Genomic DNA, 20,512 nt, shown 5'->3' with positions numbered 1-20,512 from the left:
GAAACGAAAGTTTTACAGAATACATTTTACACTTCACACAAAAAATTGGCCGATGATTTTCATTGGGCTATTATCTCGTTGTTAATATTTTATTTATGGAAAAAAGGAAACTAAGTTTCTGGCAAATCTGGAACATGAGTTTTGGATTTCTAGGAATACAAATGGGTTTTGCGTTACAAAACGCAAATGCCAGTAGGATTCTTCAAATTTTCGGTGCTGATCTGCATGAGCTTTCATGGTTTTGGATCATTGCACCGCTAATGGGGTTGATTGTTCAACCTATTGTTGGTCATTATAGTGATAAAACGTGGGGGAGGTTTGGAAGGAGAAAACCCTATTTTCTAGTGGGTGCTTTATTAGCATCGATTGGATTAGTATTGATGCCTCAAGCTGATATTTTTATTGCTTTTTTACCTGCTTTGTGGGTGGGTGCTGGTTTTTTAATGATTATGGATGCCTCTTTTAATATTGCCATGGAACCTTTCCGAGCTTTAGTGGGAGATAATTTAAGAACAGATCAAAGAACAGCTGGATTCAGTATTCAAACCGCTTTGATTGGTTTTGGTGCGGTTATCGGTTCTTGGTTGCCTTATGCATTAACCAATTGGTTTGGAATTTCAAATGTATCGGAAGAAGGAAGTGTACCTATGCACCTAATTTGGTCTTTTGTTATTGGAGCGATTATTTTGATCGTATCAATTTTAATAACAATTGTTACAACAAAAGAGTACTCTCCTGAAGAACTTCAGCAAATTGAAAGTAATCTTTCTGAAGAGGGTGTCATTGAAATAGTTGATGATGAAAAGGAGTCTAGCTTATTAGATATTTTTGAAGATTTTAAAAAGATGCCTGCTACAATGCGGCAATTGAGTTGGGTTCAATTCTTTTCTTGGTTTGGTCTATTTGGAATGTGGGTTTTTGCTGTTCCTGCAATTGCACAGCATATTTATGGATTGCCTTTAACAGATAGTAGTAGTAAGACTTATCAAAATGCTGGCGATTGGGTTGGTATTTTGTTTGGTGTTTACAACTTGGTTTCTGCATTATTTGCTTTTACACTTCCTTATATCGCAAAAAGAATTGGAAGAAAGAAAACGCATTCTACTTCTCTAATTATTGGAGGAATAGGTTTAATATCAATTTATTTTATGCCTAACGAAGATTGGTTAATTCTTTCCATGGTAGGTGTCGGTATTGCTTGGGCTAGTATTTTGGCCATGCCTTATGCTATTTTGGCGGGGTCAATCAACCCAAAAAAAATGGGTGTATATATGGGTATTTTCAATTTCTTTATTGTAATTCCTCAAATTATAAATGCTATAATCGGCGGGCCATTAGTCAAATATTTATATAACGATCATGCAATTTTTGCATTGGTAACAAGTGGAGTCAGTTTCTTAATAGCTGCTCTCTTAGTTGCAAAAGTAAAAGATGTAGACGAAAAATTAAACGAAAATTAAATGAATAAAAAAGGATTTATATTCGACTTAGACGGAGTCATAGTTGATACTGCTAAATATCACTATTTGGCTTGGAGAGATTTAGCAAGTGAATTAGGCTTTGAATTTACTATCGAACAAAATGAAATGTTTAAAGGGGTAAGTCGAAAAAGATGTATGGAAATTCTACTTGATATTGGTGGAATTACAGCAACTAAAAATCAGTTTGATACTTGGATGGTTGAAAAGAACGTAGATTATCTAAAGTATATTGATAAAATGGATGCATCTGAAATTTTACCAGATGTTGGTAGAGTGTTAGATTTTCTGAAAAAACGTAATATTCCAATAGCACTGGGGTCGGCAAGTAAAAACGCACAACCTATTTTAGAAAAAGTAGGCTTGTTATCTTATTTCGATACTATTGTAGATGGTAATAATGTAACCAAAGCAAAACCAGATCCGGAAGTGTTTTTGTTAGCAGCAAAACAATTAGGAGTAAAGGCTGATGATTGTGTTGTTTTTGAAGATGCTGTAGCTGGTATAGAAGCTGCCAACAAAGCAAATATGGTAAGTATTGGCATTGGAGATAAAAATATTTTATCTGAAGCTCAATATAATTTTAAAGATTTTACAGAAATGGACGATGCTTTTTTAAACGGATTATTGGCCGGAAACTAAGTAGATAAATTGTAAATAAAATCGACTTAATACTAATACCTTAATACTAATATTAAAATGAACCAAGAATATATACAACCAAATGCATGGTCAATAATTGAAGAAGGATTTGATCCTGAAAAGGTAAAATCTTCAGAAAGTTTATTTAGCATCGGTAATGGTGCTATGGGACAACGTGCCAATTTTGAAGAAGATTATTCTGGAGCTACTTTTCAAGGTAGTTATATAGCCGGTGTTTATTACCCTGATAAAACCAGAGTAGGTTGGTGGAAAAATGGCTATCCTGAATATTTTGCAAAAGTACTAAACGCTCCAAGTTGGATTGGTATTAATGTGGCTATAAATGGAGAGCAATTAGATTTATTTACTTGTGAAAAAGTGGAAAATTTTAAGCGAGAACTCAATATGAAAGAAGGGTGGTTGTCTCGAAATTTTAAAGCTACGCTTAAAGGTGGAATAGAAATTCAGGTTGATGTTAAGCGGTTTTTAAGTTTAGAATTAGATGAGGTTGGAGCCATTTCATATACCGTTACACCTTTAAATAATGACGTTACTATTTTATATGAACCGTATTTAGACAGTGGTATTACAAATGAGGATTCTAATTGGGATGATACGTTTTGGAATACTACAGCTGTTACAGAAAATGGAGAACAAGCTTTTATAGAAGCCCATACTATGAAAACTAATTTTCATACGTGTACCTTCATGGAATCGCATTTCTTTCTTAATAATGATTCTTTACATATAAAACCAGTTACACGAAAAAAGCCGCAATTCATTGCTTTTATGTATGAACAAGACGTAAAGCAAAATGAAAAATTTACCATTCACAAATTCGGAGGGTATACGGTTGATCGTAATCATTCCGCAGATAATTTAATGAGTGCAGCAAAAGAGGTTTTAGCAAAAACAGAAGCATTAGGTTTTGAGAACCTCTTGAATACACAAAAAGAATCATGGGCCAAAATTTGGGAGATGGCAGATATTTCTATTGAAGGAGATGTAAAAGCTCAACAAGGTATTCGATTTAATATTTTTCAATTGAACCAAACCTATTTAGGTAAAGATTCACGATTAAATATTGGTCCGAAAGGCTTTACTGGTGAAAAATATGGGGGAAGTACTTATTGGGATACAGAAGCCTATTGCATCCCATTTTATATGGCAACTAAAGATCAGAAAGTCGCAAGAAACTTATTAAAATATAGATATAACCATTTAGAAAAAGCTATTGAAAATGCTGAAAAATTAGGCTTTAAAAACGGAGCAGCATTGTACCCAATGGTAACCATGAATGGCGAAGAATGTCATAATGAATGGGAAATTACTTTTGAAGAAATTCACAGAAATGGAGCCATTGCTTTTGCTATTTTTAACTACTATCGATATACAGGAGACTATAGTTATATTCCTGAAAAAGGGTTAGAAGTACTTATAGGTATTGCTAGGTTTTGGCACCAACGGGCTACTTTTTCTACAGCTAAAAATAAGTATGTTATTCTAGGTGTTACAGGGCCAAATGAATATGAAAATAATGTAAATAATAATTTTTACACAAACTATTTAGGGCAATGGTGTATTAATTATGCATTGGAAAATATTAATAAAGTATCCAAAGAATTTGCTGCTGATTATGATAGAATTACTAATAAAACCAATATCGCTACCTCAGAATTAGAGCAATGGAAAAAAGTAGCAGACAACATGTACTTTCCTTTTTCAGAAGAGCACGATATTTATTTACAACAGGATGGCTTTTTAGACAAAGAACTGATTACGGTTGCCAATTTAGATAAATCGCAACGCCCAATAAATCAAAAATGGTCGTGGGATCGAATTTTACGTTCTCCATACATTAAGCAGGCTGATGTTTTACAAGGGATGTACTTTTTTGAAGATCAATTTACTACGGAAGAATTAGAGCGTCATTTTGATTTCTATGAACCATTTACAGTGCACGAAAGTTCATTGTCACCTTGTGTACATAGTATTCAAGCAGCAAAATTAGACCGTATGGATCAAGCTTATCAATTCTATTTACGAACTTCTCGTTTAGATTTAGATGACTATAACCACGAAGTTGAAGAAGGCTTACACATCACGTCTATGGCAGGTACTTGGATGAGTATTGTAGAGGGGTTTGGAGGTATGAGAATTAAGGAGAACACGTTGTCATTTGAACCTAAAATTCCTGAACAATGGAAATCATATTCTTTTAAGGTAAATTTTAGAAATCATATTATAAAAGTAAACACCAGTCATAATGAAACTACTTTTGAATTGTTAGAGGGCAATCCTATAGATATTGTGGTTAATGATAAGCCTGTTACTGTTTCAATGAAATAATTTAAAAATGAATAAAATGAGGTCAATAATTTTTACACTCATCGCTTTTCTCGTTATCAATAATCTGGTAACCGCACAAGAGTTGAAATCTCCAAACGGGGAAATGAAAATGCAATTTTCACTTAACAATGATGGTACGCCAACTTATCAACTCAAGTATAAAGAACAAGAGGTTATAAAGAAGAGTAGTTTAGGGTTAGAATTAAAAAATGATAAAAAATCATTGTTGAATGATTTTGAAATTTCTAAAGCGGAAACATCAACGTTTGATGAAACATGGACTCCAGTTTGGGGTGAAGAAAAAGAAATTAGAAACCATTATAATGAATTAGCGGTTACTTTAACACAAATAGCTACAGATAGAATTGTTCTAATTCGATTTCGTCTATTTAATGAAGGACTCGGATTCCGATATGAGTTCCCAGAACAAAAAAATCTTGTTTATTTTGTAATAAAAGAAGAGAAAACGCAATTTGCAATGACAGGTGATCATACTGCATTTTGGATTCCAGGAGATTATGACACACAAGAATATGATTATACAGAATCTAAATTGTCAGAAATTCGTGGAAAATTTGATGCTGCGGTAACAGGTAATGCTTCTCAAGAGCAGTTTTCACCAACAGGCGTACAAACAGCATTAATTATGAAAACAGATGCTGGGTTATATATTAATCTACATGAAGCGGCATTGATTAATTATGCATGCATGCACCTAAATTTAGATGATGAAAATATGATTTTTGAATCTTGGTTAACACCAGATGCTCGAGGAGATAAAGGGTATATGCAAGCACCTTCACATTCACCATGGAGAACTGTTATGGTAAGTGATGATGCTCGCGATATTTTAGCTTCAAAAATGACGTTGAACCTTAATGAACCTAGTAAAATAGAAGATACATCATGGATTAAGCCCGTTAAATACATTGGGGTTTGGTGGGAGATGATTACAGGTAAAAGCTCATGGGCTTATACTGATGAGTTAACTGCAATACAACTTGGTGTTACGGACTATTCAAAAGTAAAACCGAATGCTACCCATGGTGCAAACAACAGGAAGGTGAAACGATATATCGATTTTGCAGCTGAACATGGTTTTGATGCCGTTCTGGTAGAGGGTTGGAATGAAGGTTGGGAAGATTGGTTTGGAAAAACGAAGGATTATGTATTCGATTTCGTTACACCGTATCCCGATTTTAATGTTGAAGAAATACATGCTTATGCCAAATCAAAAGGAGTAAAAATGATGATGCATCACGAAACTTCTGGATCAACGAGAAATTATGAACGTCATCTTGATAAAGCGTATCAGTTTATGAAAGACAATGGTTATGATGCTGTTAAAAGTGGTTATGTTGGTGACATTTTACCGAGAGGTGAAAATCACTATAATCAATGGATTGTAAACCATTATCAATATGCTCTTGAAAAAGCAGCAGATTATAAAATTATGGTCAATGCCCATGAGGCAGTAAGACCAACGGGAATTAGCCGAACGTATCCTAATCTGATTGGAAATGAATCTGCTCGTGGTACAGAATACCAAGCTTTTGGAGGGTCTAAGCCAAACCACGTTACCATTTTACCTTTTACACGATTAATTGGTGGGCCCATGGATTATACACCTGGTATTTTTGAAATGGAAATTAGCAAATTTAGTCCTAATAATAATTCGCATGTTAATAGTACCATTGCAAATCAATTGGCATTATATGTTACCATGTATAGCCCGTTGCAAATGGCAGCCGATCTACCTGAACATTATGAGCAATTTATGGACGCTTTTCAATTTATAAAAGACGTAGCTATTGATTGGGATAAAAGTATTTATCTAGAAGCTGAACCTGGAAAATATATCACTGTAGCACGTAAAGAAAAAGGATCAAACAACTGGTTTGTGGGTAATGTAAATGGAAATGATGCAAGAAAATCAAGTATAAAATTTGATTTTTTAGAAAAAGGAAAGAAATATAGTGCTACCATTTATGCTGATGCTAAGGATGCCGATTTTAAAACTAATCCCCAAGCGTATACTATTAAGACAAAAAAAATAACCAATAAATCAAAACTATCACAACTGTCTGTTCCTGGTGGAGGTTATGCCATAAGTATAAAGGAAATTAAATAATACACTTGTTTTTTTATTAAGATTTAAAAGATTAGATTTATGGAATATGATTTTAAGCGATTAATTATTTTAGGTCAAATATTTCTATTAATGAGTTTAGGTGCAAGTGCCCAAATAGAACGCGTAGAACCGCTCAATTGGTGGGTAGGTTTTGAGAATAACGATTTACAGTTATTGGTAAAAGGTAATAATATCAGCAATGCTATTCCGAGTGTTTCTCATGATGGTGTTCACCTCATGAGTATTCAAAAAGGAACGAGTCCAAATTATTTATTTCTAAATCTTAACATTCATGCAGAAACAAAACCGGGAGCGTTTGATATCGTTTTTGAGCAAGAAAATAAGGAAACAATTCGGTATTCCTATACGTTAAACGCTCGTAAAAAGGAGGCTGATGCTTATGAAGGTTTTAATAGTTCGGATGCTATTTACTTAATAACCCCAGATCGTTTTGCAAATGGAAACGTTATTAACGATCAAGTAACGGGTCTAAAAGATCAAACCTTAAATAGAGCACAAGATTATTACAGACATGGTGGTGACATAAGAGGGATGATTAATCATTTAGATTATATTAAAGACATGGGGTTTACTACAATTTGGCCAACACCATTGTTGACCAATGATATGTCAGAATCTTCGTATCATGGGTACGCAATCACTGATTTTTATCAAGTAGATCCGCGTTTTGGAACATTGGATGCCTATAAAGAACTTGCCCAGAAAATCAAAGAAAATGGAATGAAATTGGTAATGGATCAAGTGGCTAACCATTGCGGTATCGAACATTGGTGGATGAAAGATTTGCCTTTTAATGATTGGATTAACCAGCAAGAAAGTTTCTTGAATAAAAATGAAATTTTAAAATCAAATCATAGACGTACAGCTAATCAAGATATGTATGCCTCAAAATTAGATAAACAACAGTTAAATGATGGTTGGTTTGTAGATAGCATGCCTGATTTAAATCAGAAAAATCCTTTTATGGCCACTTATATTATTCAAAACAGTATTTGGTGGATAGAAACGTTGGAATTGGGAGGAATTCGTCAAGATACCTATCCTTATCCAGATAAGGAATTTATGTCTGATTGGGCAGGGGCAATTATGAAAGAATATCCAAATTTTAGTATCGTAGGTGAGGAGTGGAGTATGAATCCGCTATTGGTAGGATATTGGCAAACTGGAGCTAAAAATAAGGACGGCTATGAGTCCAATTTAAGGTCTACCATGGATTTTCCAATGCAAAATAATATTGTAGCTGCTTTAAATGAAAATGAAGAATGGGATAAAGGGTTGGTGAAATTATATGAAGGCTTAGCGAATGATTTTCATTATGCAACACCGGAAGATATCATGATTTTTGCAGACAATCATGATATGAGTAGAATTCATACACAGCTGAATGAAGATTATGTAAAAACAAAAATGGCCTTAGCATCGGTATTGTTATTACCTAGAGTACCTCAAATATATTATGGTACGGAAGTGTTACTGAGTGATGCTGAAAAACCAGGTGACCATGGCCTAATAAGAACTGATTTTCCTGGAGGTTGGCTAAATGATACGGTAAATGCATTTACTGGAGAAGGCTTAACAGATGAGCAAAAAGATGTACAGAATTTTCTTAAAAAAGTATTGAATTATCGCAAAGGAAGTAAAGCCATTCATAATGGTAAAACCATTCATTTTGCACCAGAAAATGGAATCTATGTATTGTTTCGAATGGACGGCGATGAAACTGTTGTAATGATTTTGAATAAAAATGAGAATCCGATTGAGTTAGATTTAAAACGTTTTATAGAAATGGGTTTAGATGATAAAACTTTAAAAAATATAATCTCAGAAGATTCAATTACTTGGAAAGGCCCATTAAAAATTAATGATAGAGGAGTGATATTATTAACAACAAAACTGTAAAGCTACCGTAAATAATAACTGTTCCTTTCCTAAAAGGGATGGTGGTGTGTTTTTAGGACTTCAATAAAATGAACAAAGCCATATTATCAATAGTAAGTTTTTTATTAATAGTTCAAATAAGTCTGGCTCAAGTCACTTTTGTTGTTACTAAATATCCTAAAAGCACTGCCAAAGAGGATATTTATATTACTGGAAACTTTGAAGGGTGGACCGGAGGTCAAGAAAAATATAAATTAAAGCAACAAAAAAATAATTATTCCATTACATTACCTGAAGAAGAAGCTATTCTTTTTAAATTTACAAAAGGTTCTTGGGCGTCTGTTGAAACGGATAAAGATTATTATACAATTGAAAATCGAGAATACATTTTTAATATGTCACATGATACGGTACACATTTCAATAGACAATTGGTCTCAGGGGAAAGTTGCGAATTCAACGGCATCTCCAAATGTGAAATTATTTTATAAAGCACTTCATATTCCGCAACTTAAAAGAAAACGCAGAATATGGGTTTATTTACCATCAGATTATAATTCTTCTAAAGAAAAATATCCTGTTGTATATATGCAAGATGGTCAGAATTTGTTTGACGCCGCAACTTCTTTTTCTGGTGAATGGGCTGTTGATGAAACACTTAATAAATTGGCACGTGAAAAGAAGTTAAAAATAATAGTGGTAGGGATAGACAATGGTTCAAAACACAGAATTGACGAGTACTCGCCATGGAAAAATAATAGTTACGGTGGAGGAAAAGGGGAAGGCTATGTCCAATTTATAGTGGAAACTTTAAAACCGAAAATAGATAGTGCTTTTAGAACCAAACCACAACGTAGAAATACTGCCATTATGGGAAGCTCTATGGGCGGATTAATTTCTTATTACGCCGCATTAAAATATCCTAAAGTTTTTGGAAAGGTGGGCGTATTTTCACCTTCTTTTTGGTTTTCAGACAAGGTAATTGATTTTACAAAGGAGCATAGTAAAAAATCAACTGTAAAAGCATACTTCTTAATGGGAAATAAAGAGGATAATAGTTCCATTGAAGCTATGGATAATGTAATTGAGGCTATGAAAAAAAGCGGTTTTAAACATAAGAATTTAGCAAAAAAAATAGTTATTGGAGGTAAGCATAATGAAGTTTTATGGAGAAATGGATTTGAAGAAGCAATACTATGGCTGTTTAAATAGGAAGCAATGAGATCAAATAAAATATATATATTATTCTTTATGCTAGTTACCATTTTTGTAGCATGTGATAAAGAAAAACAACCAGAAGAAAAACAAACTATGAAAATAGAAAAAAGTGCTCATAAAAAAGTGGTTTATCAAGTGTTTACGAGATTATTTGGAAACACAAATACGACAAATAAACCTTGGGGAACCATCGAGGAAAATGGAGTTGGAAAATTTAGTGATTTTACCGATAAAGCGTTGAAGAAAATTAAGGATTTAGGGGTAACTCATATTTGGTACACAGGTATTCCTCATCATGATGTAATTAGAGATTATACAGAGTTTGGTATTTCAAATGATGACCCTGATGTAGTTAAAGGACGTGCTGGTTCTCCCTATGCCGTTAAAGATTATTATAATGTAAATCCTGATTTAGCCGATAACCCTGCGAAAAGATTAGCCGAATTTAAAGCCTTAATTAAACGCACCCATAAAGCGGGGCTGCAACTGATTATTGACATTGTTCCAAACCATGTTGCTCGTAATTATCAAGGATTAACCAATCCAGAAGGGGTAGATGATTTTGGTGCTAAAGATGACAAAACAGTTGTTTATGACGTCAATAATAATTTTTATTATGTTCCAGGAGAGGCCTTTAAAGTACCTGAATGGCAAAATGGGTATCAACCACTAGGGGGTGAAAACAATCCACTTGCTGATCATAGGTTTGAAGAATATCCTGCAAAATGGACAGGTAATGGTTCAAGAGCAGCTCAGCCAGATGTAAATGACTGGTATGAAACAGTGAAAATTAATTATGGGGTGAGTCCCGATGGCAGAAAAGATTTTAACGAATTACCAGAAGGCTTTGAGAACAAAAATTATCAAAAGCATTTTGATTTCTGGAAGGATAAAAAAGTGCCAAGCTCATGGGTTAAATTTAAAGATATTGCTTTGTATTGGATAGAAATGGGAGTAGATGGCTTTCGATATGATATGGCTGAAATGGTTCCAGTTGAGTTTTGGAGTTATATGAACTCTGCTATAAAGATGAAAAATGAAAATGCATTTTTAATGGCTGAGGTGTACAATCCTGATTTGTATCGAGATTATATCCGTAAAGGGAAAATGGATTATCTATACGATAAAGTACAGCTTTATGATACCATTAAGAATATTATGCAAGGTCATGGCTCTACTGATCATATTGCAGATATTGAAAAATGGAAGAAAGATATTGAGCATCACATGCTTCATTTTTTAGAAAATCATGACGAACAACGAATTGCAAGTCCTGAATTTGCAGGTAATGCCTTAAAAGGAAAGCCGGCAATGGTTATTTCTGCAACTATTAGTACGTCACCAACTTTAATCTATTTTGGTCAAGAATTGGGTGAGCCTGGTGCAGAGAATGCGGGTTTTGGAAGTCCATCGAGAACTTCTATTTTCGACTATATTGGCGTACCAAATTTACAACGTTGGGTGAATGATAAAAAATTTGATGGAGGTTCATCTACCGATGAGGAAAAATCTCTAAGAGATTTTTATAAGCGGTTGTTAAACTTTACCATTAATAGTTCAGCGATGATGGGTGCGTATCAAGATATTCATCATCATAATAGATACCATACGGAATGGTATAATGATAAGGTGCTGTCTTATGTACGTTGGGATGCTGCTGAAAAATTAATAATTGTTTCAAATTTTAATGACAGTAATCATTATGGATTTGACTTGCAGGTACCCAATGATATTATCAAAAAATGGAATTTAAAGGATGGGGAATATGAAACGGAAGACCAAATCTATCATAAAAATAAACCCACATTAAAAGTAGAAAAGGGGGTGGGTTATATTAGAATAGATGTAGAACCTTTAGAGTCCTTTATTTTGAAATTAAAATAAGAGTAATAAAATTCCCTTCCTTCAGCCTGAGCGGAGTCGAATGGAAAGTAGCGTTGCTCAAACGTAAGATTGAAATTTAGAAGTGGGGCATCCCAAATTTTTAAAAAATAATAAAATGAAGAAATACATAATACCGCTATTAGTTTCTTTTATCCTTTTCAGTTGTTCAAACAAAAAAGAACAAAAACCTACAGAAATAACAGAATCGAAAACTCCGTTTGTCTGGGAAGCAGCAAATCTATATTTTTTATTAACGGATAGATTTAATAATGGAGACCCAGCTAATGATATTAATTTTGAACGCACTGAAGAAGCTGCTAAATTAAGAGGTTTTGAAGGAGGAGATATAAAAGGTATCACACAGAAAATTAAAGAAGGTTATTTTACTGATTTAGGTATTAATGCGATTTGGATGACACCAATAGTAGAGCAAATTCACGGTGGTACAAATGAAGGAACAGGAATTACTTATGGTTTTCATGGGTATTGGACAAAAGATTGGACAGCTATTGATCCGAATTTTGGAACGAAAGAAGACGTCAAAGAATTGGTAGAAGTTGCTCATAAAAATGGAATACGGATTTTATTAGATGCCGTAATAAATCATACCGGTCCTGTGACTGAAAAGGACCCGGTTTGGCCTGCCGAATGGGTACGAACAGCACCTGCTTGTACCTACGAAGATTATGAAAGTACTACTGCGTGTACGTTAGTTGAAAACCTACCAGATATTAAAACAGAAAGCAATGAAGAGGTTGGCTTACCTCCTCAATTGGTCGAAAAATGGAAGAAAGAAGGACGCTATGCTCAAGAAGTGAAAGAGCTAGATGCTTTTTTTGAAAGAACAGGCTATCCTAGAGCTCCACGCTATTACATCATAAAGTGGTTAACAGATTATATTACTGAATTTGGTATTGATGGTTATCGGGTTGATACGGTAAAACATACAGAAGAAAATGTATGGCAAGAGTTCAGAACAGCGTGTGATGTTGCTTTCGCAGAATGGAAGAAAAACAATCCTGAAAAAGTGTTAGATGATACTAATTTTTATATGGTGGGTGAAGTATATAATTATGGTATAAGTGCAGGGAAAGCCTTTGATTTTGGTGATAAAAAAGTCAATTATTTTGATAAAAGTTTTAATGCATTAATTAATTTTGAATTAAAATATGATGCCACAAAAACCTACGATAGTATTTTTGTAAAATATGATTCTCTTTTAAATACAACCCTAAAAGGGTACAGCGTTTTAAACTATTTAACCTCACATGATGACGGACAACCGTTTGATCCGGAAAGAAAAAAATCGGAACAGACAGCCAATATTTTATACTTAACACCAGGTACTTCACAAACCTATTATGGTGATGAATCGGCAAGAGACCTAATTATAGAAGGTACTCAAGGAGATGCTACGTTACGTTCTTTTATGAATTGGGACAGTATTAATGCTAATGCTAAGACAAATGGAATATTATTACATTGGCAAAAGTTGGGTAACTTTAGAAATTCACACCCTGCTGTTGGAGCCGGAAGGCATAAAAAAATTTCTGATACACCCTATGTGTTTTCAAGAGTGTATACGAAAGGAGATTTCACAGATACAGTGGTTATAGGTTTGGATTTACCAAAAGGGAAAAAAGAAATTAAGGTATCTTCAGTTTTTAAAGAGGGTATGGAGTTACATGAGGCATATTCAAACACTTCAGTTAAAGTTGAAAATGGAAAAGTAATTATGAATTCAAATTATACCATTGTGTTATTAGAACCTCTCATCATGTAAGGTTTTAAAAATAGAAAAAAGCTTCCAATAAATTGGAAGCTTTTTTTTTGTTTTCAAGTTACAAGTTAAGCTTTTGAATCCGTTCTTTTTTTAATGATTAATGTTAATAAAAAAAAGACCTTACTGACTCAGGTCATTTTTAGTAGCGTATTTGGGTGATAAATTTACATCAAATTAATTGTTTAATTTAAAATGTAAAATTATGTCACTCGTAAAATTTAAACACAGAACAAGTCCATTGAGAAGTCTTATGGCATCAGATTTTTTTAATAATAATGATGATTTTTTTAAAGACAATTTTCTTAATAAAAAAATGGATGAACCCGCTTTAAACATCAAGGAAACAGATGAGGATTTTCAAGTAGAGTTAGCAGCTCCTGGTTATTCAAAAAAAGATTTTGACGTAAATATTGATAATGGATATCTTAATATTTCGGCTAAAAAATCAAACACTACAGAAGAGAAGGAAGATGACTATACCTGTAAGGAATTTAGTTATGATTCTTTTGAAAGATCTTTATTACTCCCAGATAGTATTGAGGATGAAAAAGTAAAAGCTTCTTATAAAGATGGAATCTTAAAATTCAATCTTGCCAAAAAAGAAGCATTGAAAAAACATACACCAAAAGTAATAGAAGTTTCTTAAAAATTATTTTGAAATGAGGAGATTGTAATTTTCTCCTCATTTTTTTAATGTAATTGAATTCAATATTTATATAAATGATGATGTACAATAATTATGGTATAGAGTATTACATATAATGAACATTAAATTAAAAAAAATGAAAAATAAATTTTATGCACTGATTATAGCATTATTCCTTTACAGTATTGGTTCATATGCTCAAGATGTAAAAAAGAATGACTCTATTCGAATAAACCAGTATGGACGAGAAGTTAAATGGTTAAGTTTGAATGGGGAAGCTCAAGATGGAATTCTAAATTTCACCTCAGATGATAAAAGTTATTCGCTTTGGTTTGATAATCGAATTCAGTTTGATGGTGGAATTTTTTCAAATGATGCATTGAATCCAATTGGGAATGGTGCCACAATTCGTAGAGCTAGGTTTGCCATTAAAGCCATTATATGGAATAATTGGTATGGTGAATTAGACCTTGATTTTTCGGGTTCAGCTGTTGAGTTAAAAGATGCTTATGTTAAATATACTTTTGATTCAGGTGATTTAAATATTAAAGCTGGTCATTTTCGAGAAAGTTTTGGGTTAGAAACCAATACAACTTCTAGATATGTAACTTTTATAGAACGTTCTTTATCCTCGAAATTAGACCCATCACGTCATTTAGGTATCCAAGCCAACCACTGGAAAGATAAATATATATTATCTGGAGGAGCTCATTTTAATACCGTTGGTGAATTAGAAGAAGTAACTTTATCTCAAGACGCTAATAAAGATTTCGGTTTGGATGAAGGATATGCTTTTACGGGTAGAGTGGTTTATAGACCAATTATTGATAATGACAAAGTACTGCATTTAGGTGTTGCAGCAACCTATCGAACACCACAAACGACTGCGGAGGTTCCAAATTCATTTAGATATAGCACACGTTCATACTCATCAATCAACAGGAAAAAATACATAGATACCGATGATATTTTAAATGTAGACAATACAAATATGTTTGATTTTGAATTGGCAGGAGCTTATAAAGGGCTTATGTTTCAGAGCGAATATAAAATAGTAAATGTGAATAGAATGGATGATTTATCATCGGTTAATATTGACGGTTTTTATGCACAAGCAGGATACTTATTGTTTGGTGGAAAATATAATTATAATAAAGCCGAAGGTGAATTTACGCGTATATCTAGAGGTAAAAAGTATGGTGATTTAGAACTTGCTTTTAGGTATGATTATGTAGATGCTAATGATTTTGATGCCGAAGTTTATGGAGGTTCAGCAGAGGGATATACATTTGGTTTAAACTATCATTTCAATCCCAATGTTAAATTTATGGTGAACTATGTATATACTAATAATGATAGATATGCCAACGGTAAAGGGAAATTATATATTGGACATGACCTTAATGGAGATTTAACTAAAGATCCTGCAGATGTCATTGAGACAAATGGTAATGGAGGTGACGATTTTGGAATGCTAACGATGAGATTAGAGATGGATTTTTAAGAATTAAAAAATAGAGAAAATGAAAAATTTAAGATATTTATTAATTGTTATTATTGCCTTTACCTTAACCATAAGTTGTGTTGAGGATGAAGTATTCAAAGATGATTCAGGTGCTGTTGTTTATGATGCTGTTGTTAATCAAACCACAACTTCTACTGAGGGACCATTAAAAAGTATTATGTTCCCCACAAACCCTGTTCCTGATACAGATATTCCGGTTGTATTAATTTATGATAGTACTGATGAAATAGCAGAAGCACGAATTTATTTTGCTATTGGCGATACTCCAGTTTATGTTAAAGCTAATAAAGTTTCTGGTGAAGATGATACTTCATTTACTCAAACAGGAGTAACCATTAATTTAAAAGATGTAACTACTGATACTGGTGATTCTTTAAGTGAAACGGGTTCAAAAGTATCTTTTTATGTTCGTATTGCTACCGATAAGGCTGAATATTATTATGCAAATGATGGCACTATGTATTTGGATGATACCCCTGGAGGTGGAACAACTGACCAATCAGATGCTTTTAAAGAAGACCCTATACTTTGGAATGTATTTAATGTTCAGTGATAAAAAAATAGGAATCAAACTGTAATTACTAGTGTAAGCTAATAGATTATACTAACATTTCAATAGATGAAAAATTTAAGATATTTATTAGCATTATTTCTATTTACGATAATTAGTTGTGTAGATGATAATGTTATGAAACCCGATGAATTGGTTACGAGTGAAATTCAATTAAATGAAATATTTACAACTGGACCAGATTGGATAGAATTATATAATTCAGGAACTACCGCAATTGATTTAACGGGTTATGCTTTAGCCGATAGTGGAACAAAATGGCCTGTACCAAGTGGTATTGTACCCGCAGACGGTTTTGTAACTTATGACTGTGATGGTTTAGACACAAATGGATCTACAAATTTCAAAATATCAGCTGGTGGAGAATCTGTCTATTTATATAATGAAAATGATATTTTAATAGATGAGGTTACTACACCAGATTTGTCAATTACACCTGATAATTCTTATAGTAGGGAGGTTGATGGTGGAGATCAGTGGGTGGTTACGGCTGCTACTAAAGGAGCTTCAAATAATAATGCTTTAAGTAAAATTAAAGTGAAAATTAATGAAATTAAAGCTTCAGGTTCTCCAGATTGGTTAGAGTTATATAATGGAGGAGCCCAAGAGATTGATTTAACAGGCTACTCTTTAGCAGATAGTGGATCAAGTTGGGTAATACCAAATATGGTCATTTCATCAGGTGGTTATGTGGTTTTTAATTGTGATGGTTTAGACACAAACGGTTCAGCTAATTTCAAAATTTCTAAAGGAGGAGAACTAATTACATTAACTAATTCAGAAGGAACTATTATCGATCAAATTGACTTGCCGGATTTATCGGCTTATGAAGAAAGGTCTTATGGGAGAGTGTCAGACGGCAGTGATACATGGGTAGTTATGGATGATTCAAAAAAAGCAGCAAACGGAACAATTTATGAATATCTTAATTTACAGGCAAGTTATGCTATTGATGTACCTGAACCCTCGGGTTTAGCTTATCTAAATAATGAATTATTTACGGTTAGTGACCAAACACTTAAAGTTTATTAAATGTCATTGACTGGTGAAGTATTAGATACACTCGCTTTTGTAGGTAATGATTTAGAGGGAGTAAGCACCTATACAGAAGGAAAGTTATTACTAGCCGAAGAAGTTAAAAAAGAAGTTGTTGAGTTAAACATAACAGATGGTACAACAATTACACATGCTATTGAATATGAAAACACAACTCCAAATAGTGGAATGGAAGGGGTTACGTACAATTCAAAAGATAAAACAACCTATATTCTAAATGAAAAAGACCCAGGAAAATTAATTCATTTAGCCGAAGATTTTTCAATTATTGATGAGTATCACTTACTTTTTGCACAAGACTATTCAGGAATATTTTATGATGCTAGTATAGATGCACTATGGATTGTTAGTGATCAGAGTAAAACGGTTAATCAATGTAATTTAAAAGGAGAGGTTATTAAAAGTTATTCTATTGATTTTGTGAAGTCTGAAGGGGTAGTTATCGCTAATGATAAAATTTATATTGTTAGTGATAGTGAAGAGAAATTATACGTATTTGATAAACCAGATCATTAAAATAAAAACGATGTCAAATTCAACAATGAAAATAGGAGAAATTTCAAAACCGCGTTTTGAGTTTAGAACCTTTGGGCAGCATTTTGATAAGCAGGCTAAATTAATGGCTCGTTTGTCAGTTCCAGTACCACAGAGTGTATGGAAACGAGAATCGGATGAAATATATATTATTTCAAAAACCAATGATATTAATAATACCAAAATTAGAGATGGTAAAATGGATATCAAAACATATGTACAAACAGTTGATGGCTTAGAACAATGGAATCCACTAATGAAAGGAGAATTTCCAATCTCTAAAGAGGTTTTAATAACGGATGTTTTTCCTGCTTTCCAAGTAGAAACCCCTGTCTTAAATAAAAACAGTTATGGTCTCAAAGAATTTTTAGAATTGATTGATGCAAATGATAATCTGCAAAGGGTTAATGTGCATAAAGAACGGTTTGGTTATATGGTAAATAACAGTATTTGCGAAGTTGCAAATGTTCTGTTTAATGGAGCAAAAGTGATTACAATTAATTCTGAATCTACAGAAATTGAGGATGTTAAAAAAACGCTTTCAGATGTTGGCTTGGAAGGTGTTGAGAATATAAATTATTTACAAGCCATTAAACGTGTAATAGGTTGGATTCATAAATCTTTAGCTAATTAATTATGGGAAAAGAGATTGAAAGAAAGTTTTTAGTAAAAGACAGTTCATTTAAAATGGAAGAATCGGTTAAAGCGATGCGGATAACTCAAGGATACTTATCGTCAGTTCCAGAAAGAGCGGTTAGAATTAGAATAAGTGACCATCAAGGATTTATCACAATTAAAGGAATAGGTGATAAATCTGGTGCTTCTCGGTACGAATGGGAAAAAAAGATTCCAGAAAAAGAAGCCGAAGAGTTGCTGAAAATTTGTGAACCAGGCGTTATTGATAAAACGCGTTATAACGTACAATTAGGAAAACATAAATTCGAAATAGATGAATTTCACGGTGATAATGAAGGGTTAATAGTAGCAGAATTGGAGTTGAAATCGAAAGATGAATTTTTTGAAAAACCGCAATGGTTGGGCAAAGAAGTAACAGGTGACGTGAAATATTATAATGCTATGTTAAAGAAAAATCCATTTAAGAAATGGTAAAAAAGGAGGCTGCCTAAAATGTGTAGTCAGCTTCTTTTTATCGCGTTAGTTTTATTCCAACGAAATGTAAAAAACCCCAAAAGATGGAAGATAAAAAGCTAGTAAAAGAATTTGATGTTCTTGACATGCATAATTACCGTATGGAGAAGCTTCCTAAAAGGGAAAAATCAAAGTTTGAAAAAAGTTTAATGAAGATTGGTGGTCCTTTGGCTATTATTTCATTTATACTACTGATGTTTTTTATTGATATTCCATTTTTAAACCATATAGATGTTTCCACTTTAAGTGTTTCTGGCAAAGCGAATTATGATCTTGTGGGCCTTCAACAATTTGTTCATTCTAACAAAGCAATGTTAGCCATTTTTGTAACTTCATTAATTTTATGGATTACACAGGCTATTCCCAATTATTTGACTTCACTTATGTTAATTATCACGCTGGTTCTAACAAAGGTATTGCCGGAAGAGGTTGCTTATGCACAATTAGGGCATAAAATTATGTGGTTGAATATTTTATCATTTATTTTAGCGAGTATGCTAGTGGCAACTGGCGTGGCAAAACGCTTTGCATTATGGTTTATACTTAAATTTGGTAAAAATGCTTCTACCGTAATGTTAAGTTTTATGGTCATTAATATAATATTATCACTCTTCATATCAGCAACTACGGCAAAGGCAGCAATTCTATTGCCTATTATGATGGTGGTTGGTGCAGTTTATGGAGCTGCAAAAGGTCATAAAAATAATTTTGGAAGAAATTTAATTCTTCAAAATTTATTTCAAATTAATATGGGAGCATCCTCTTTTTTAACAGGTTCTGGTGCTAATTTATTGGCAGCATCTTTAATTGCAGGAGCTATTGGTACCGATATTTATTTTTCACAATGGATGATTGCTTCTTTTCCTGTGGCGTTAGGTTTAATGTTGATCGGTTGGATAGTTGGTACAAAAATAATTTTTCCAATTCCTAAAGAAGAACGTTTACCGAGTATTGAAGGAGGAATGGAAAGTTTAAAAAAGGAATTGAAAAGTATGGGCTCATTTTCTTTTAATGAAGTGAAATCTGTTATAATTTTCGGACTTATTTTGTTTTTTTGGGTAACAGATAGATGGCATGGCATTAGTCCTACCGCAGTCGCTTTTGTAGGAGCTATAGTTGCATTATTACCGAAGATAGGTATTATACAATGGAATGATGTTGATATACCATGGCACTTATTATTATTCTCTGCTGGAGCCTATACTTTAGGAGCAGGTTTTAATGTAACCGATTTACCTTCCATTTCAGTAAATGCATTTTTCGATATGCTTGGTTTTGGCGAGACCACTCCATTTTGGATATTGTATGTTGTTTTAACGGGCGTTATGGTGTTTAGCTCACTGTTTATGCAATCAAAAACAATGCGGACTATGATTTTTATTCCCATTGCTATAGGAATTGCGACAAGATTTGGTTTTGAGGTTGTTAGTTTGGCATTACCAGTTGCCTTTTTAATTGAACATGTTTATGTATTGCCTTTTAATAGCAAACCCGGTCTTTTACTTTATTCTACCAATCACTACAGTATGTCAGATGCTTTTAAATATGGTTTTACCATGCAAGTCATCGCTTGGCTAACTTCAATATTAATGGCGATGACCTATTTTAAATGGTTAAATATTACCCCTAACGGATTGTTTTAAATTAG

Annotated in this window: 16 protein-coding genes; all 16 read left to right on the top strand. The window is 33.1% G+C overall.

The genetic code is table 11. The features are described 5' to 3' along the window. Positions 1-95: 95 nt before the first annotated feature. The 16 genes from FF125_RS17520 (at position 96) to FF125_RS17445 (ending at position 20,507) form a co-directional block, all read left to right on the top strand. Positions 96-1,460, top strand: coding sequence for an MFS transporter (locus FF125_RS17520; protein WP_138950991.1), 1,365 nt, complete (start codon positions 96-98; stop codon positions 1,458-1,460). After that, positions 1,461-2,120, top strand: a complete 660-nt coding sequence (gene pgmB / locus FF125_RS17515) for a beta-phosphoglucomutase (RefSeq protein ID WP_138950990.1) — start codon at positions 1,461-1,463, stop codon at positions 2,118-2,120. Between the two features lie 57 nt (positions 2,121-2,177). Further along, positions 2,178-4,469 (top strand): glycoside hydrolase family 65 protein, encoded by a 2,292-nt coding sequence (locus FF125_RS17510; RefSeq protein WP_138950989.1) that lies wholly within the window; start codon positions 2,178-2,180, stop codon positions 4,467-4,469. Positions 4,470-4,485: 16 nt separating this feature from the next. Beyond that, a complete protein-coding gene (locus tag FF125_RS17505; protein ID WP_138950988.1) occupies positions 4,486-6,600 on the top strand; it encodes a glycoside hydrolase family 97 protein in 2,115 nt (704 codons plus the stop codon). A gap of 90 nt (positions 6,601-6,690) precedes the next feature. Beyond that, positions 6,691-8,520, top strand: a complete 1,830-nt coding sequence (locus FF125_RS17500) for a glycoside hydrolase family 13 protein (RefSeq protein ID WP_394344132.1) — start codon at positions 6,691-6,693, stop codon at positions 8,518-8,520. A 68-nt stretch (positions 8,521-8,588) separates the two neighbouring features. Next, the gene (locus FF125_RS17495) at positions 8,589-9,710 is read left to right on the top strand and encodes an alpha/beta hydrolase (RefSeq protein WP_250629612.1); all 1,122 of its coding nucleotides are present in this window, start codon (positions 8,589-8,591) and stop codon (positions 9,708-9,710) included. A 6-nt stretch (positions 9,711-9,716) separates the two neighbouring features. Continuing rightward, positions 9,717-11,600: an alpha-amylase family glycosyl hydrolase gene (locus FF125_RS17490; RefSeq protein ID WP_138950986.1), complete on the top strand. Its 1,884-nt coding sequence runs from the start codon at positions 9,717-9,719 to the stop codon at positions 11,598-11,600. A gap of 115 nt (positions 11,601-11,715) precedes the next feature. Then, positions 11,716-13,383 (top strand): alpha-amylase family glycosyl hydrolase, encoded by a 1,668-nt coding sequence (locus tag FF125_RS17485; protein ID WP_138950985.1) that lies wholly within the window; start codon positions 11,716-11,718, stop codon positions 13,381-13,383. A 202-nt stretch (positions 13,384-13,585) separates the two neighbouring features. Then, positions 13,586-14,029, top strand: a complete 444-nt coding sequence (locus FF125_RS17480) for an Hsp20/alpha crystallin family protein (RefSeq protein ID WP_138950984.1) — start codon at positions 13,586-13,588, stop codon at positions 14,027-14,029. A 136-nt stretch (positions 14,030-14,165) separates the two neighbouring features. Further along, a complete protein-coding gene (locus tag FF125_RS17475; protein WP_175418953.1) occupies positions 14,166-15,533 on the top strand; it encodes an OprO/OprP family phosphate-selective porin in 1,368 nt (455 codons plus the stop codon). 19 nt (positions 15,534-15,552) lie between these two features. Then, the gene (locus FF125_RS17470; RefSeq protein ID WP_138950982.1) at positions 15,553-16,107 is read left to right on the top strand and encodes a hypothetical protein; all 555 of its coding nucleotides are present in this window, start codon (positions 15,553-15,555) and stop codon (positions 16,105-16,107) included. A gap of 66 nt (positions 16,108-16,173) precedes the next feature. Continuing rightward, on the top strand, positions 16,174-17,157 hold the full coding sequence (locus FF125_RS17465) for a lamin tail domain-containing protein (RefSeq protein ID WP_138950981.1): 984 nt from the start codon (positions 16,174-16,176) through the stop codon (positions 17,155-17,157). Further along, positions 17,158-17,697, top strand: a complete 540-nt coding sequence (locus FF125_RS17460) for an SdiA-regulated domain-containing protein (protein WP_138950980.1) — start codon at positions 17,158-17,160, stop codon at positions 17,695-17,697. Between the two features lie 10 nt (positions 17,698-17,707). Further along, a complete protein-coding gene (locus FF125_RS17455; protein ID WP_138950979.1) occupies positions 17,708-18,349 on the top strand; it encodes a hypothetical protein in 642 nt (213 codons plus the stop codon). A 2-nt stretch (positions 18,350-18,351) separates the two neighbouring features. Further along, positions 18,352-18,825, top strand: coding sequence for a CYTH domain-containing protein (locus FF125_RS17450; RefSeq protein ID WP_138950978.1), 474 nt, complete (start codon positions 18,352-18,354; stop codon positions 18,823-18,825). Between the two features lie 83 nt (positions 18,826-18,908). Continuing rightward, positions 18,909-20,507 carry an SLC13 family permease gene (locus FF125_RS17445; protein ID WP_138950977.1) on the top strand — a complete coding sequence of 533 codons (1,599 nt, stop codon included), beginning with the start codon at positions 18,909-18,911 and terminating at the stop codon, positions 20,505-20,507. Positions 20,508-20,512 lie beyond the last annotated feature (5 nt).

Origin of the sequence: Aureibaculum algae (assembly GCF_006065315.1) — a bacterium.
In the GTDB taxonomy this organism is placed as follows: domain Bacteria; phylum Bacteroidota; class Bacteroidia; order Flavobacteriales; family Flavobacteriaceae; genus Aureibaculum; species Aureibaculum algae.
This window is presented reverse-complemented; position numbering and strand designations above follow the sequence as displayed.